This window comes from Acidovorax sp. FG27, assembly GCF_040365715.1.
GTDB lineage: Bacteria > Pseudomonadota > Gammaproteobacteria > Burkholderiales > Burkholderiaceae_C > Paracidovorax.
Genome location: NZ_BAABVY010000014.1, coordinates 168,276 through 182,776 on the forward strand (window position 1 = coordinate 168,276; position 14,501 = coordinate 182,776).

The following is a 14,501-nucleotide window of genomic DNA, read 5'->3' on the forward strand; positions in this document are numbered from 1 at the left end:
CCTATGCAGCCGCCAGGAAGCGCGCCAGCGCGGCGTCGAACGCCTCCGGGGCTTCGAGGTTGGACAGGTGCGAAGCCGGCACTTGCGCCAGTTGCGCGCCGGGAATGGCGGCCTGCATGGCCTGCGCATCCGCCACCGTGGTGACGGGGTCGGCGCTGCCGGCGATCAGCAGCGTGGGCACGGTGATGCCGGCGATGGCGCCGCGCAGGTCGGCCTGCGCCAGCGCTTCGCAGCAGGCGGCATAGCCTTCCGGCGCAATGCCGGCGATCCAGCCCTGCGCACGCTGCACCACTTCGGGCTGCGCTGCAGCGAACGCGTCCGTGAACCAGCGCCCAGGGGACGAAGCCGCCAGCTCGGCCATGCCTGCCGCGCCTTTCTCGCGCACCAGCGCGGCCCGCGCCGTCCAGCCGTCGGCCGTGCCTATCTTCGCTGCGCTGTTCGCCACCACAAGGTGGTTCAGCCGCTCGGGCGCATGCACGCCCAGCCAGAGGCCGGTGAAGCCGCCCATGGAGATGCCGCAGAAGCTCGCCCGTTCGATGCCCAGCGCGTCCAGCAGCGCCAGCACGTCGCCGCCCAGTTGGTCGAACGTGTAGGGCCCGGGCGACACCACGCTGCCGCCATGGCCGCGGGTGTCGTAGCGCAGCACCCGATGGGTCCGGGCGAAACGCGCGGCCTGCGCGTCCCACATCTCGAGCGTGGTGCCGAGCGAGTTGGACAGCACCAGCACCGGCGCGTCGCCGGGGCCGTCGACGGCGATGCGGAACGTTCCACGGGGTGTGGCAAGGGTCGAAACAGGCATGGCTTGTCTTTCGTCAAACGGGGTCGGAAGGCGGGGCGAATGCCTGCAGCAAGCCCTTTTCGCGCAGGATGGCGGTGGCGATGCCGAAGCCGTGGTTGGCCACCGGCACGCCGCAGTAGATGGCCGCCATGAGCAGCACTTCCTTGATGTCGTCCGGCGTCAGCCGGGAGTCGGGCGGGCCGTCGAGCGCGGCCCGCACATGCATGGCGAATTCGTCGTACGCATGCGTGGCGAGCATCATCGACAGCACCATGAACCGGCGCGTCCTGTCGCCCGGCGCCGGACGGCCCCAGATGTCGTTCCACGCATGGCGCGTGATCAGATCCTGGAACTCGCCGTTGAAAGCCGTTCGCTGGTCGAGCGATCGGTCCACCCAAGCATCGCCCAGGATGCGGCGGCGATGGACCAGGCCGGATTCGAACGCGTCCGCGCCGGAGCAGTCGTGTGCTTCCATCGCGCCGTCAGTCTGCGGTGATCTTGTTGGCCTGGATGAGCTTCGCCCAGCGTTGGGTCTGCCCGCTCAGGAAGGTGGCGAACGCGGCCGGCGTGCCACCCACGGGGTCGGCGCCCAGCTTCACCAGGCGTGCGCGGGTCTCCGGGTCCTTCACGGCAGCCTGCACTTCGGCGGCCAGCCGGTCGGCGATGGGCTTGGGCGTGCCGGCGGGCAGGAACACGCCGTTCCACTCCAGCACCTCGAAGTCGGGAAAGCCGCTTTCGGCCACGGTCGGCACCTGGGGCAGCAGCGCCATGCGTTCGCGCGAGGTGACCGCCAGGGCTTTCACCTGGCCCGACTGCACATAGCCCAGGCCGGAGCCCGCGTTGGCGAAGTACGCATCCACCTGGCCGCCGATCACATCCGCCAGCGCGGGCGCGCCGCCCTTGTAGGGCACGTGCAGCATGGACACACGCGCCTCGCGGTTCAGCAGCTCGCCCGCCAGATGCGCCGGGCTGCCCGCGCCGTAGGAGGCGAACGCCACCTGGCCGGGGTGCGAACGTGCGCGCTCCAGGAAGGCCTTGAAGTTCGCATCGGGCGACTTTGCCGGCACCACCAGAATGTTGGGCACCGTGACGACCAGGGAAATCGGCATCAAGTCCTTGGCCGGGTCGAACGACATCTTGCGCAGCGAGGGATTGACCGCGAAGGTCGAGGAGTCGTAGAGCACGGTGTAGCCGTCCGGGTCGGCCTTGGCAACCGCCTGCGCGCCGATCATGCCGCTGGCGCCGGGGCGGTTGTCCACCACCACCTGCGTCCCGAGCGTGGCCGACAGGCGCTGCGCCAGGATGCGGGCAGCGTTGTCGGCCCCTCCGCCCGCCGAATAGGGCACGACCATGCGCAGGGGCTTGGACGGCCACGCGCCTTGCGCCAGGGCGGGCGCGCAGGCGCCGGCGACGCAGGCGGCCAGTGCAGCGAAGGCCACGGTGCGGCGCGACATATTCAATGGGTTCATGCAGGTCTCCCGGGTGTTTCGGACAGGACGGCGCGGCCCGCATGCGCGGGCTGCGAATACGCAGCGCTCAGACGCGCTCGAGGATCACGGCGATGCCCTGCCCCACGCCGATGCACATGGTGCAGAGCGCGTAGCGGCCGGCATGTTCGTGCAGCCGGTTGACGGCGGTGGTCACCAGCCGGGCGCCGCTCGCGCCCAGTGGGTGGCCCAGGGCGATGGCGCCGCCCCAGGCGTTGACGCGGGCGTCGTCGTCCTTCAGGCCCAATGCGCGCAGCACGGCCAGCCCCTGCGCGGCAAAGGCCTCGTTCAGCTCGATCACGTCCATGTGGTCGATGGAAAGGCCGGTCTGCGCCAGCACCTTCTGGGTGGCGGGCGTGGGGCCGAAGCCCATGATGCGCGGCGCCACGCCGGCCGTGGCCATGCCCACCACGCGGGCACGGGGCTTCAGGCCATAGCGGGCGGCGTTGGCTTCATCGGCCAGCAGCAGCGCGCAGGCGCCGTCGTTCACGCCGCTGGCGTTCCCGGCGGTGACCGTGCCGTCCGGCCGCACCACGCCCTTGAGCCTGGCGAGCGCCTCCAGGCTGGTCGAGCGCGGGTGCTCGTCCCGGCTCACGACGATGGCGTCGCCCTTCTTCTGCGGTATGGTGACCGGCACGATCTCGCGCGCCAGGTGGCCGGCCTCGATGGCCGCCACAGCATTGAGTTGGCTGGCGAGAGCCATGCGGTCCTGCGCCTCGCGCTCGATGCCGAAGTCGGTGGCCACGTTCTCGGCCGTCTCGGGCATCGAATCGACGCCGTACTGCGCCTTCATCAGCTTGTTGACGAAGCGCCAGCCGATGGTGGTGTCGTACACCGCGTTGTTGCGGCTGAACGCCGTCTCCGCCTTCGGCATGACGAACGGTGCGCGGCTCATGCTTTCCACGCCGCCCGCGATCATCAGCCCAGCCTCGCCCGCCTTGATGGCGCGCGCCGCCGTGCCCACCGCGTCCAGGCCCGAGCCGCACAGGCGGTTGATGGTGGCGCCGGGCACGTCGATGGGCAGGCCGGCCAGCAGCGCGCTCATGCGGGCGACGTTGCGGTTGTCTTCGCCGGCCTGGTTGGCGCAGCCGTAGAGCACGTCGGTCACCGCGGCCCAGTCCACGCCGGGGTTGCGCTCCATCAGCGCCTTGATGGGAATGGCGCCCAGGTCGTCGGTGCGCACGCTGGAGAGCGCGCCGCCGTAGCGGCCGAAGGGCGTGCGGATGGCGTCGCAGATGAAGGCTTGGGATGCGGTGGTCGTCATGGTGGTCTCCGGGATGTTTCAGGCGCGCCCGATGGGCAGGCCCACGAGGCGTTCGAGTTCGGCGTGCTCCAGCCCCGGCACGGTGTCGATCAGCACCAGGCCGGCGGGCGTGCAGGCCAGGGTGGCCAGATCGGTGTAGATGCGCTTGACGCAGCCGATGCCGGTCAGCGGATAGGTGCACTGCGCCACGACCTTGGACTGGCCCTGCTTGGTCAGCAGGTCCATCATCACCCAGGTCTGCTTGGCGCCGATGGCCAGGTCCATGGCGCCGCCCACGGCGGGAATGGCGCCGGGCTCGCCCGTGCTCCAGTTGGCCAGGTCGCCCGTGGCGCTGACCTGGAAGGCGCCCAGCACGCAGATGTCCAGGTGGCCGCCGCGCATCATGGCGAAGCTGTCGGCATGGTGGAAGTACGCGCCGCCCGCCAGCAGCGTGACGGGCTGCTTGCCGGCGTTGGTGAGGTCATAGTCCTCCTCGCCCGCAGCCGGCGCCGGGCCCATGCCCAGGATGCCGTTCTCGCTGTGCAGGATCACCTCGCGGTCGGCCGGGATGTGGTTGGCCACCAGGGTCGGCTGGCCGATGCCCAGGTTCACGTAGGCACCCTCGTGGATGTCTTGCGCGACGCGGCGCGCCACGTCGTCCTTGCTTCTCTTTTGATAGCTGCTCACGCTTATTCCTTGGGCGCTGGAGGCCAATTTGACTGTGATTCCCGGGTGCGGGCGAGGCGTCAGGCGGCTTTCTTGAAGCCGGCCGCCTGGGTGGCCGTGCGCTCGATGCGCACGATCTGGCTCACGTGGATGCCCGGCGTGACGATGGCCTCGGGGTCCAGCCCGCCCAGCTCCACGATCTCGTGCACGGTGGCGATGGTGCGCCGCGCCGCCGTGGCCATCACCGGGCCGAAGTTGCGCGCGGACTTGCGGTAGGTCAGGTTGCCCCAGCGGTCGCCCCGCTCGGCCTTGATCAGCGCCACGTCGCCATGGATGGGGTACTCCAGCACGTAGTGTTTGCCGCCGATCTCGCGGGTTTCCTTGCCCTGGGCGAGCTCTGTGCCATAGGCCGTGGGGCAGAAGAACGCGCCGATGCCGGCACCGGCGGCGCGCATGCGCTCGGCCAGGTTGCCCTGGGGCACCAGTTCCAGCTCCAGCTTGCCGCTGCGGTAGAGCTCGTCGAACACCCAGCTGTCGGCCTGGCGCGGAAAGCTGCAGATGATCTTGCGCACCTGGCCGGCCTTGAGCAGCGCGGCCAGGCCCGTGTCGCCGTTGCCGGCGTTGTTGTTGACCACCGTCAGATCGCGCGCGCCGTGGGCGATCAGGCCGTCGATGAGCTCGCCCGGAATGCCCGACGTGCCGAAGCCGCCGATCAGCACCGTGGAGCCGTCCTGGATGCCCGCCAGCGCCTCTGCTATCGAATCCGCAATCTTGTTGATCATGTGCCTGCCCGACTGGAAGTGAAAATCCGGGACCTGCAAGAATGCCGTCCCAGGAATTTGTTCGTATATAGAACAAATGTTCGCATAAAGAATTTTAGAATGGATTGCCATGGAAGACACCCCCTCTGACCTCAGTGTTAACCCGAAGCCGGGCGACAGCTATGTGCAGTCGTTCGCCCGCGGGCTGGAGGTGATCCGCTCGTTCAGCGCCGCCGCGCCGCAGCAGACCCTGAGCGAGGTGGCCGCCGCCACCGGCCTGACGCGGGCCGGCGCGCGCCGCATCCTGCTCACGCTGCAGACGCTGGGCTACGTGGAGAGCGATGGCCGGCTGTTCTGCCTGACGCCGCGCATCCTCGACCTGGGTTTCGCCTACCTGTCGTCCATGCCGATATGGGACCTGGCCGAACCGGTGATGGAAGGGCTGGTGGACCGGGTGCACGAGTCGTGCTCGGCCGCGGTGCTGGACGGCCACCAGATCGTCTACGTGCTGCGCGTGCACACCCACAAGATCATGAGCACCAACCTGGGCGTGGGCTCGCGCCTGCCGGCGTTCTGGACGTCGCTGGGCCGCGTGCTGCTGGCGGCCCTGCCCGAAGACGACATGCGCGCCCGGCTGGCGCAGGTGCCGCGCCACGCCTTCACCCCCCAGACGGCGCTGGACGACGCCACCCTGCTGGCGCGCATCGCCGAGGCGCGCCAGCAGGGCTGGTGCCTGGTCAACCAGGAGCTGGAAGAGGGTTTGATCTCCATCGCCGCGCCGCTGAAGAACCGCGCCGGCCACACGGTGGCGGCGCTCAACATCAGCGGCCAGGCCAACCGCACCAGCGCACAGGTGATGCAGGAACAGCTGCTGCCCGCGCTGCTCGAGGCTTCGCAGGCGATCTCGCGCACGCTGGGCACGCGTCGGCGTTAGCCGACGCACTGGAAACGCTTCGGCGTTAGCCGGCGCACTGGGCACGTAGCGGCGTTAGCCGGCGCACTGGGCACCCAGCGGCGGTAGCGCCTGCAGCCTCGTCAGCCGCCGATGGGCAGCACCCGGTCGCCCGCCGCAGCGCTGCAGCCGTCCGCGATGGGCGTCCAGCCACTGCGCACCACCACCTGCCGGCCGTCGTGGCAGAACTCGGTGCGCTCGGCCTCGGGCAGCCGCTGGCGCACGAAGGCTTCCAGGCTGGCGGGCAGGCTCACGCGCAGCCGCATCGCGTAACGGTCGTCCTCCGGGTGGTCGCGCAGATGGATCAGCGGCACGAAGCCGGCGGCGAACATCAGCCCGTGCGAGTCGACGGGGACGGGCGCGGGCGCGTAGCCGGCGGCGTGCAGCCACCGCTGCGCACGGGCGCGCAGATCGTCGCCGTCCGGCAGGCCGCCCCAGGCGGTGGCCAGCAGCTCGGCCACCCACTGGTTGCAGTTCTGGTAGTCCAGCCCGAAGGCGTAGGCGTTGGCGCTGTAGCGGGCCGCCAGCAGCCGCAGCGCCCGCGGGGCGTCCAGCAGCGCGGTGCGCACCGCTTCGCCGGCCTCGCCCGTCAGCGGCACGATGGAGACGTAGCCCTGGGACGGGTCGTCCACGCCCGTGACGAAGCCGGCGAGGCCCTGGTCGTAAAGGCGCGGGCGGCCCTCGTCGCAGGCGTAGTAGAGCTGGCGCGCCTGCCAGGCGCCCTGCTCGTCCCGCCAGGCCAGGGCGGCGTGCGAATAGCGGATGCCGAAGCGGGACAGGTCCAGCCCCGCCCGGCTGATGAGCACCACGGGCGCGGCCGTGCCGGCCAGCGCGGCGCGCACCACCCCGGTGAACTGCAGCAGGCGCGCCTGCTCGGGCGCGGTCAGCGGCTGGCTGCGGTCACAGAAGACGGGGCCGCCGGCCAGGGCGGGCCCGGCCAGGGCCGCGCCCAGGGCCAGCACCAGCGACGCGGCGCGGCACCGGCGCCAGGCGCGCAGGTTCACGAGGCGCGGTCCACCCGGCGCGGCGCCAATTCGCGGTGCCAGTCGTCCGCCAGCACCAGGAAGAAGGCTTCCCGCGTGTCGGCGCGGGCGAACTCCATGCCCCAGTCGCGCGGGGCGGCGTGGATGGCGTCGCCCCGCGCCAGGCGCTGGGGCGCGAACACGGCGGCGGGCAGTTCCAGCACCAGGTGCCGGTCGGCGTCCGCCTCCAGGGTCAGCCGCACGAAGCCGGCGCGGCCGGGCGCTTCGGCCACGTCGGTGATGCGGTAGTCGGCACCGGCGGTCTTCTTGTCGCCGCTCGAGCTGTTGCTCGAGCCCTTGAGCGAGTCGGACGCGCTGCCGCTGGAGGCCGAGCCGGCGCTGGAGGCCGACGAGGCGAAGCTGTCGGCCTGCGCGGCCAGCGGCAGGCACAGGGTGGCGCACAGGCACAGGGCCAGGCGGGAGTGGGATGAAAGCGACATGGTGGTGCGGGTTTCTGGAATCGAGGCGATATTGTTGACGCAATGGCGGGCGGGCCGGCAGAGTCGCTGCGGCCGGCGTGACCCGCGTGCTACGCTCATCGATCCATGTTCAACCCTTCCCAAGCCGACGTACGGCGCTTTTTCTGCGCGGTGCACGCCAAGGCCCAGGCCGGCGCGCCGATGGAAGCCATCGAGACCCTAGCCAGCCTCTGGATCGCAGAACACCCGGAATACCACGCCGACCTGGCGGACGTGAACGCCGCCCTGGCGCGCAACTACGACGAAACTCCGGGCCAGACCAACCCCTTCCTGCACCTGTCGATGCACCTGTCGATCAGCGAGCAGTGCAGCATCGACCAGCCCCGCGGCATCCGCCAGGCGGTGGAGCTGCTGGCCGCGCGGCTCGATTCGCTGCACGACGCCCACCACGCCGTGATGGACTGCCTGGGCGAGATGCTCTGGCAGAGCCAGCGCTCGGGCCGCCCGCCGGACGGCGAAGCCTACGTCGCGTGCGTGCAGCGCCGCGCCACCCGCGACTGAGCCCCGGCAAGGCATGAACCTGCTGACGGCATCCCGGCTGGCCACCGTGTCATTTCGCTATATTTTTTCATAGCTGCAACCGCTCATGGATCAAGCGCCAGAGGCCGAAATGACTGGGAATTTTCGTCCATCCCCCCCGGCTGCGACGCCCGCGCGCCGGGGCGCCTGCCGCCACTGAATGCCGCGCCGCTGGCAGCCTTCCCTGCGCGCGGCCATCGCCGTGCCGCTGGCGCTGCTGTTCGGCGTCACGGTGGCGGTGCTGGCGCTCAGCCAGCACCGGCAGATCAACGACCTCATCGACCAGGAAGGCGCCCGGCTGCTCACGGCCATCACCGCGTCCTCGCAGATCCGGCTGTCGGCCTACCTGGAGACGCCTTACCAGGTGCAGCGCACGCTGGCCGACACCATCAGCCGCCAGCGGCTCTACCGGCCCGGCGACACGAGCGCCGTGGCCGGCTACCTGCGCAGCGTCTTTCCGGGCCGGTATGGCGAATTCGCGCAGATCGGCCTGCTGGGCTTCGGCGGCGTGGACGACACCTACGCGGCCATGCGCCGCGACGAGGGTTTCCGGCTCATCGTGCAGGACCGCTCCACCGGCGGGGCGATGCACATCCATGCCGGCACCGAGCCGACCACCCCGGTGGTGAGCGCGCTGGCGGGCTTTCAGCCCACCCGCCGGCCGTGGTATGCCGCCGCCCTGCAGGCCGGCGACACGGCCTGGTCGCCCGTCTACACCACGGCCAGCGAACGGGGCGACGTCATCATCTCGGCGGCCACGCCGGTGGTGGTGGACGGCCAGACGGTGGGCGTGGTGGGCGCCGACGTGCGGCTGGACTCGCTGCAGCGCTTCCTGCACGCCGAGCCGCTGCGCGGCCACGGCACGATCTTCATCGCCGAGCCGGACGGCACGCTGGTCGCGCAGAGCGACCCGGCGGCCATCGTGGGCGAGCGCAGCGGCGGCTCGCAGCTCTCGCCCCGCAGCCGCCTTCGTGCCGAGCAGAGCGCCGACCCGCTGGTGCGGGCGGCCGCCACGCACCTGGGCCCGGTCGGGGCGGAGGGCCACAGCTTCCGGCTGGTGCAGGACGGCGCGCTCTACTTCGGCCGCGTGTCCGCCTTCACCGCCGCGCCGGCGCTCGACTGGCGCATCGTCGTGCTGCTGCCCGAGGCCGACCTGCTGGGCAACACACGCGAGCGCCTGGGTCACTGGACGCTCGCCGCCGTACTGGGCGCGCTGATCGCCCTGCTGGCCGCGCTCTGGGCGGTGCAGCGGGTCTCGCGCCCCATCCTGCAGACCGCGCAGGCGGCCGACCGGCTGGCGCAGGGCGACTGGCCGGCCGCCGCCGACCTGCTGGCCCGCCCGCACGAGGGCCTGCGCGAGACCGCCGTGCTCTCGCGGGCCTTCCAGCGCATGGCGGCGCAACTGCGGCAGTCGTTCGAGCAGTTGCAGGACCAGCTGCGCACCGACCCGCTGACCGGCGTGCTGACCCGCAGCGGCCTGCTCGAGCGGGCCGACTGGCCGGGCGAGCGGGCCGCCGCGCTGACGCTGGTGGGACTGGACGCGTTTCGCGCCGTCAACCACGGCGTGGGCTTCGGCACGGCCAACCAGCTGCTGCACGCCGTGGCCGCACGCCTGCGCGCACGCCTGCCCGAACCCTTGTTGATCGCCCGGGTGTCGGGCGACGAATTCGCGGTGCTGCACCTGGGTGTGGAAGGCCTCTCGCAAGAGGCCATCGGCAAGGCGGTGCAGAAGCTCTTCGCCACGCCGTTCTCGGCCGGCGACGACGAACTGCTGCTGAGCGCGTCGGTGGGGGTGGTCGGCGGCACGTTGCGCAGCGCCGATCTGCCCGAATGGCTGCGCCAGGCGAGCGTGGCCCTGGGCGAGGCCAAGCAGGCCGGGCGCGACCAGTGCGTGGTCTTCGAGGCGCCGATGATGGAGCAGTCGCTGGAGCGCGGCCGCCTGGTGACCGAGCTGCGCCAGGCGCTGGACAGGCAGCAGTTCGTGCTGCACTACCAGCCGGTGGTCGACCTGGCGAGCGGCCGCGTCACCGGCGCCGAGGCGCTGGTGCGGTGGAACCACCCGGCGCGCGGGCTGGTGTCGCCCGCGGCGTTCATCCCGGCGGCCGAGGAATCCGGCCTCATCCTGCCGCTGGGCGAATGGGTGCTGCGCCAGGCCACGCAGGCGGTGGCCGGGCGCCTGGGCGCGCTGCCGCCCGATTTCAACCTGCATGTGAACGTGTCGGCGCGCCAGCTCATCCAGTCGGACTTCACCACCCGGCTTCGGCAGGCGCTGCGCACCAGCGGCCTGCCGCCCGGGCAACTGACGCTGGAGCTGACCGAATCGCAACGCATCAGCGACGGCGACCGCGGCACCCGCGACCGGCTCACTGCCCTGCGCGTCCTGGGCGTGAAGATCGCCATTGATGACTTCGGCACCGGCTATTCGTCGCTCACCTACCTGACCGACCTGCCGTTCGACTGCCTGAAGGTGGACCAGCGCTTCGTGCGCTCGCTGCTGCAGACGCCCCGCGACGCGGCCATCGTGGAGTCGGTGCTGAGCCTGGCGCGGGGGCTGGGCGTCACGGTGGTGGCCGAAGGCGTGGAAACCCAGGCCCAGGCCCGCCGGCTGCGCGCGCTGCACTGCGACGCCGCGCAGGGCTTTTGCTTCGGTCACCCGGCGCCGCTGGAGGAGCTGGACCTGTCGGTGCGGCCGACGGGGCCCCTCAGCGAGATCGGCGACACGCCATGAAAAAGGCCCGGATGCCCGGGCCTGGAAGAACGAGGGAAACGCCGCGAATGCTCAGCGGAAGGGCGACTGCCGCACCACCTGCAGGTCGCCGTCGAGCGAGCCGATGTAGCCGGCCATCGCCTTCAATTCGGCATTGGTGAACTGCTTGGCGACGCCCGCCATGATGGCGTTGGAGCGGCCCAGGTTGGGGTTCTTCTCGGCCTTGTACGACTTCAGCGCCACGTACAGATAGTCGGCATGCTGGCCGGCGATCTTGGGGTAGGACGGGTCGATGGGCTTGGCGAAGTTGTCGCCGTGGCAGGACACGCAGGCGCCCTTTTGCAGCAGCGCGGCCACCTGCACGCTGGGCTCGCGGCGGGGCTTGGGCGGCACTTCCGGTGCGGCGCCGGGGGCGCGGTGCGCGGCGTAGTAGGCGGAGACGTCGGCGATGTCCTGCTCGGTGAGCGAATCGGCGATGCCGCGCATGGTGGGGTGGCGGCGGTCGCCCTTCTTGTAGGCGTCGAGGGCTGAGGAGAGATAGCGCGCGCTCTGGCCGGAAATCATGGGCACGCGGTGGACCTCGGGAAAGCTCGCCTGGTAGCCCGGAATGCCGTGGCAGCCGATGCACATGGCGATCTTCTTCTCACCGGCCTGGGCGTCGCCCTTGATCTCTTGCGCGAACGCCGCACCGGTCGCACAAGCGACAAGCATGCCCCATACCGTGGTCCGTATTTTGTTCATTTTGCGCGCACAATCCCGTGGTGGTTGTCTCTCTAATGAGAAGAATTATAGGAGGGGGTCCGCCGCTTCCTTCATCAACGATTACCCTATTCACGGCCCATGAAATTCCAAGGTTCCGAGAGTTACGTTGCCACGCAAGACCTGAAACTGGCGGTCAATGCCGCCATCACCTTGCAGCGCCCCCTGCTGGTCAAGGGCGAGCCCGGCACGGGCAAGACCATGCTGGCCGAGGAAGTCGCCCGCGAGCTGGGCCTGCCGCTGCTGCAGTGGCACGTCAAGTCCACCACCAAGGCCCAGCAGGGCCTCTATGAATACGACGCGGTGAGCCGCCTGCGCGACAGCCAGCTGGGCGACGCCGAGAGCAGCGAGCGCGTGAAGGACATCCGCAACTACATCGTGCAGGGCGTGCTGTGGCAGGCCTTCACGTCGGATGCGCCGGTGGCGCTGCTGATCGACGAGATCGACAAGGCCGATATCGAATTCCCGAACGACCTGCTGCGCGAAATCGACCGCATGGAGTTCTACTGCTACGAAACGCGGGAGCTGATTCGCGCCAAGCACCGGCCACTGGTGTTCATTACCTCGAACAACGAAAAGGAATTGCCCGACGCGTTTTTGCGCCGCTGCTTTTTCCACTACATCAAGTTCCCGGAGGCCGACACCATGCGGCAGATCGTGGCGGTGCATTTCCCCACGCTCAAGGGCGATCTGCTCGCTGCCGCGATGAAGACCTTCTACGACGTGCGCGGCTTGCCGGGCCTGAAGAAGAAGCCGTCGACCAGCGAGCTGATCGACTGGCTGAAACTGCTGGTGGCCGAGGACATTCCGCTGCAAGCCCTGCAAAGCGCCGACCAGAAGGTGTCCGTGCCCCCGCTGGTGGGCGCGCTGCTGAAGAACGAGCAGGACGTGAGCCTCTTCGAGAAGCTGGTGTTCATGAACCAGCGCAACCGCTGATGCGCGCCGAACGCACGCCACCGGAGCCGGGCGCATGAGCGAAGCACGCCGCCTGCTGGTCGAAGGCATCTCCGACGCCGTGGGCTTCACCGGCGGCGCGCTGGCCGGCTACTGGCTGGGACGCCTGCTGGGGCTGGACCTGTTCGCGCCGGGCTACGGCGCGGCCAGCCTGCTGGCGATCGCGCTGGTGGGCCTGGGCGGCGGCCTGGGCCTGCATGCGGCACGCCGCTGGCGCCGGCGGCGCAGCGAGCCGCGCTAGCTGGCCGGCACCGGCACCCTTTCCCTTCGACCCTCCCAACGGAACGCCATGGCCTTCGTAGAACCCGTCACCTTGCAGGATCGCGGCGTGCGCCTCGAACCGCTGGAGCTGCACCATGAAGCCGGCCTGGCGGCCGCCGCGGCCGACGGCCAGCTCTGGCAGCTGCGCATCACCTCCGTGCCTGAACCCGACCAGACGCGGGCCTACATCGAGGCCGCGCTGCAGGCGCGCCGCGAGGGCCACCGCTTCGCCTTCGCCGTCATCGACGAGGCCCGCGGCGAAGTGGTCGGCACCACCAGCTACCACGACATCGTGCCCGCCGTGCGGCGCGTGGAGATCGGCTGGACCTGGTATGCCAGGCGCGTGCAGCGCACCCACGTCAACACCACCGCCAAGCTGCTTCTGCTCACGCACGCCTTCGACACGCTGGGCTGCCACGTGGTGGGCTGGCGCACCGACAACTTCAACTTCGCGTCGCAGCGCGCCATCGAGCGGCTGGGCGCCCGGAAGGACGGCGTGCTGCGCGGCCACGCCCTGCGCCGCGACGGCACCATCCGCGACACGGTGATGTACAGCATGCGCTCGGGCGAATGGCCCGAGGCGAAAGCCCAGTTGCTATACCTTTTGAAGCAGAAAGCCCAGGCGGAATGAGCGCCGGCGGCCGTTTCGACCCTGCAACCCACTGAAAGCGCGGCATGCTGATCGACTTCTTCTACACCCTGCGCGCCGGCCAGTTGCCTGTGTCGGTGAAGGAGTATCTGTCGCTGCTGGAGGCGCTCGAAGCCGGCGTGGTCGGCCCGAGGTCGGACGACGGCTGGAGCATCGACGACTTCTACCACCTGGCCCGCACGGTGCTGGTGAAGGACGAGAAGCACTTCGACAAGTTCGACCGGGCCTTCGGCGCCTATTTCAAGGGCGTGGAGATGGTGGCCGACTTCCGCAAGGAGATCCCGGCCGACTGGCTGCGCCAGCTGCTGGAGCGCGAGCTGACGCCCGAGCAGAAGGCCACCATCGAGAAGATGGACTGGGACGAGCTGATGGAGACGCTGAAAAAGCGCCTCGAAGAGCAGAAGGAGCGCCACGAGGGTGGCAGCAAGTGGATCGGCACCGGCGGCACCAGCCCGTTCGGCCACGGCGGCTACAACCCGCAGGGCGTGCGCATCGGCGGCGCCGGCAGGAACAAGAGCGCGGTGAAGGTGTGGGACCAGCGCGCCTACCGCGACTACGACGACACGCAGGAGCTCGGCACGCGCAACATCAAGATGGCGCTGCGCCGCCTGCGCAAGTTCGCCCGGGAGGGCAACGAACTGGAGCTGGACCTGGACGGCACCATTCGCAGCACGGCGGCCAACGCCGGCTACCTCGACATCAAGATGGTGCCCGAGCGGCACAACAACGTGAAGGTGCTGCTGCTGATGGACGTGGGCGGCACCATGGACGAGCACGTGCAGCGGGTGGAGGAGCTGTTCTCGGCCGTCAAGAGCGAGTTCAAGCACCTGGAGTTCTACTACTTCCACAACTGCGTCTATGACTTCATGTGGAAGAACAACCGCCGCCGCTTCGCGGAGAAATTCCCCACCTGGGACATCATCCGCAAGTACAACAAGGACTACAAACTCATCTTCGTCGGCGACGCGACGATGAGCCCCTATGAGATCCTGCAGCCCGGCGGCAGCGTGGAATACAACAACGAGGAGGCCGGCGCCGAGTGGCTCACGCGGCTGCTGCACGCCTTCCCGCACCACGCCTGGATCAACCCAGAGCCGCAGGGCGTCTGGCAGTACCGCCAGAGCATCGGCGTAATCCAGCAGATCCTGGGCCACCGCATGTACCCGCTGTCGCTCAAGGGCTTGGAAGAGACGATGCGGCTTTTGTCAAAATAGTCCTACGGATGGCCGGGGCGCATGAGGGCGCGGACCCATCCGCTGCTCTG

At 69.9% G+C, this 14,501-nt stretch carries 16 protein-coding genes; 7 read left to right on the forward strand and 9 right to left on the reverse strand.

The genetic code is table 11. The annotated features are described in order from the left end of the window. Nucleotide 1 precedes the first annotated feature (1 nt). The 6 genes from pcaD to ABWV53_RS19550 all read right to left on the reverse strand — a co-directional run bounded on the left by pcaD (nucleotide 2) and on the right by ABWV53_RS19550 (nucleotide 4,956). The gene (gene pcaD / locus ABWV53_RS19525; protein ID WP_353367801.1) at nucleotides 2-799 is read right to left on the reverse strand and encodes a 3-oxoadipate enol-lactonase; all 798 of its coding nucleotides are present in this window, start codon (nucleotides 797-799) and stop codon (nucleotides 2-4) included. Between the two features lie 13 nt (nucleotides 800-812). Further along, entirely contained in the window at nucleotides 813-1,253 is a 441-nt protein-coding gene (locus ABWV53_RS19530) for a carboxymuconolactone decarboxylase family protein (protein WP_353367802.1), read from the reverse strand. A gap of 7 nt (nucleotides 1,254-1,260) precedes the next feature. Further along, nucleotides 1,261-2,247, reverse strand: coding sequence for a tripartite tricarboxylate transporter substrate binding protein (locus tag ABWV53_RS19535; protein WP_353367803.1), 987 nt, complete (start codon nucleotides 2,245-2,247; stop codon nucleotides 1,261-1,263). A 67-nt stretch (nucleotides 2,248-2,314) separates the two neighbouring features. Further along, complete coding sequence (gene pcaF / locus ABWV53_RS19540) at nucleotides 2,315-3,529, reverse strand: 3-oxoadipyl-CoA thiolase (RefSeq protein WP_353367804.1); 1,215 nt, start codon at nucleotides 3,527-3,529, stop codon at nucleotides 2,315-2,317. Nucleotides 3,530-3,547: 18 nt separating this feature from the next. Then, nucleotides 3,548-4,195, reverse strand: coding sequence for a 3-oxoacid CoA-transferase subunit B (locus ABWV53_RS19545; protein WP_353367805.1), 648 nt, complete (start codon nucleotides 4,193-4,195; stop codon nucleotides 3,548-3,550). A gap of 59 nt (nucleotides 4,196-4,254) precedes the next feature. Continuing rightward, nucleotides 4,255-4,956 carry a 3-oxoacid CoA-transferase subunit A gene (locus tag ABWV53_RS19550; protein WP_353367806.1) on the reverse strand — a complete coding sequence of 234 codons (702 nt, stop codon included), beginning with the start codon at nucleotides 4,954-4,956 and terminating at the stop codon, nucleotides 4,255-4,257. A 109-nt stretch (nucleotides 4,957-5,065) separates the two neighbouring features. Between ABWV53_RS19550 and ABWV53_RS19555 the strand changes: the two genes are divergently transcribed. After that, a complete protein-coding gene (locus ABWV53_RS19555) occupies nucleotides 5,066-5,869 on the forward strand; it encodes an IclR family transcriptional regulator domain-containing protein (protein ID WP_353367807.1) in 804 nt (267 codons plus the stop codon). Nucleotides 5,870-5,970: 101 nt separating this feature from the next. Here ABWV53_RS19555 and ABWV53_RS19560 read toward each other — a convergent pair whose 3' ends face one another. Further along, a complete protein-coding gene (locus tag ABWV53_RS19560; RefSeq protein WP_502903942.1) occupies nucleotides 5,971-6,891 on the reverse strand; it encodes a DUF2145 domain-containing protein in 921 nt (306 codons plus the stop codon). Next, nucleotides 6,888-7,349 carry a hypothetical protein gene (locus tag ABWV53_RS19565; protein WP_353367808.1) on the reverse strand — a complete coding sequence of 154 codons (462 nt, stop codon included), beginning with the start codon at nucleotides 7,347-7,349 and terminating at the stop codon, nucleotides 6,888-6,890. The genes ABWV53_RS19560 and ABWV53_RS19565 overlap by 4 nt, the downstream gene beginning before the upstream one ends. Before the next feature lie 105 nt (nucleotides 7,350-7,454). On the opposite strand from ABWV53_RS19565, the gene ABWV53_RS19570 reads away from it, so the two are divergent. Together ABWV53_RS19570 and ABWV53_RS19575 are read left to right on the forward strand one after the other, a co-directional pair. Continuing rightward, nucleotides 7,455-7,889, forward strand: a complete 435-nt coding sequence (locus ABWV53_RS19570; protein WP_353367809.1) for a DUF1841 family protein — start codon at nucleotides 7,455-7,457, stop codon at nucleotides 7,887-7,889. Between the two features lie 178 nt (nucleotides 7,890-8,067). Beyond that, nucleotides 8,068-10,635, forward strand: a complete 2,568-nt coding sequence (locus ABWV53_RS19575) for a bifunctional diguanylate cyclase/phosphodiesterase (RefSeq protein WP_353367810.1) — start codon at nucleotides 8,068-8,070, stop codon at nucleotides 10,633-10,635. Nucleotides 10,636-10,686: 51 nt separating this feature from the next. Here ABWV53_RS19575 and ABWV53_RS19580 read toward each other — a convergent pair whose 3' ends face one another. Next, nucleotides 10,687-11,355, reverse strand: coding sequence for a c-type cytochrome (locus ABWV53_RS19580; protein WP_353367811.1), 669 nt, complete (start codon nucleotides 11,353-11,355; stop codon nucleotides 10,687-10,689). A gap of 99 nt (nucleotides 11,356-11,454) precedes the next feature. On the opposite strand from ABWV53_RS19580, the gene ABWV53_RS19585 reads away from it, so the two are divergent. The 4 genes from ABWV53_RS19585 to ABWV53_RS19600 are packed head-to-tail and all read left to right on the forward strand — an operon-like array spanning nucleotide 11,455 to nucleotide 14,451. Next, the gene (locus ABWV53_RS19585; protein WP_353367812.1) at nucleotides 11,455-12,309 is read left to right on the forward strand and encodes an AAA family ATPase; all 855 of its coding nucleotides are present in this window, start codon (nucleotides 11,455-11,457) and stop codon (nucleotides 12,307-12,309) included. 34 nt (nucleotides 12,310-12,343) lie between these two features. Continuing rightward, nucleotides 12,344-12,568: a hypothetical protein gene (locus tag ABWV53_RS19590; protein ID WP_353367813.1), complete on the forward strand. Its 225-nt coding sequence runs from the start codon at nucleotides 12,344-12,346 to the stop codon at nucleotides 12,566-12,568. Nucleotides 12,569-12,616: 48 nt separating this feature from the next. Then, complete coding sequence (locus tag ABWV53_RS19595) at nucleotides 12,617-13,219, forward strand: GNAT family N-acetyltransferase (RefSeq protein ID WP_353367814.1); 603 nt, start codon at nucleotides 12,617-12,619, stop codon at nucleotides 13,217-13,219. A gap of 44 nt (nucleotides 13,220-13,263) precedes the next feature. Next, the gene (locus tag ABWV53_RS19600; protein ID WP_353367815.1) at nucleotides 13,264-14,451 is read left to right on the forward strand and encodes a vWA domain-containing protein; all 1,188 of its coding nucleotides are present in this window, start codon (nucleotides 13,264-13,266) and stop codon (nucleotides 14,449-14,451) included. Nucleotides 14,452-14,501 lie beyond the last annotated feature (50 nt).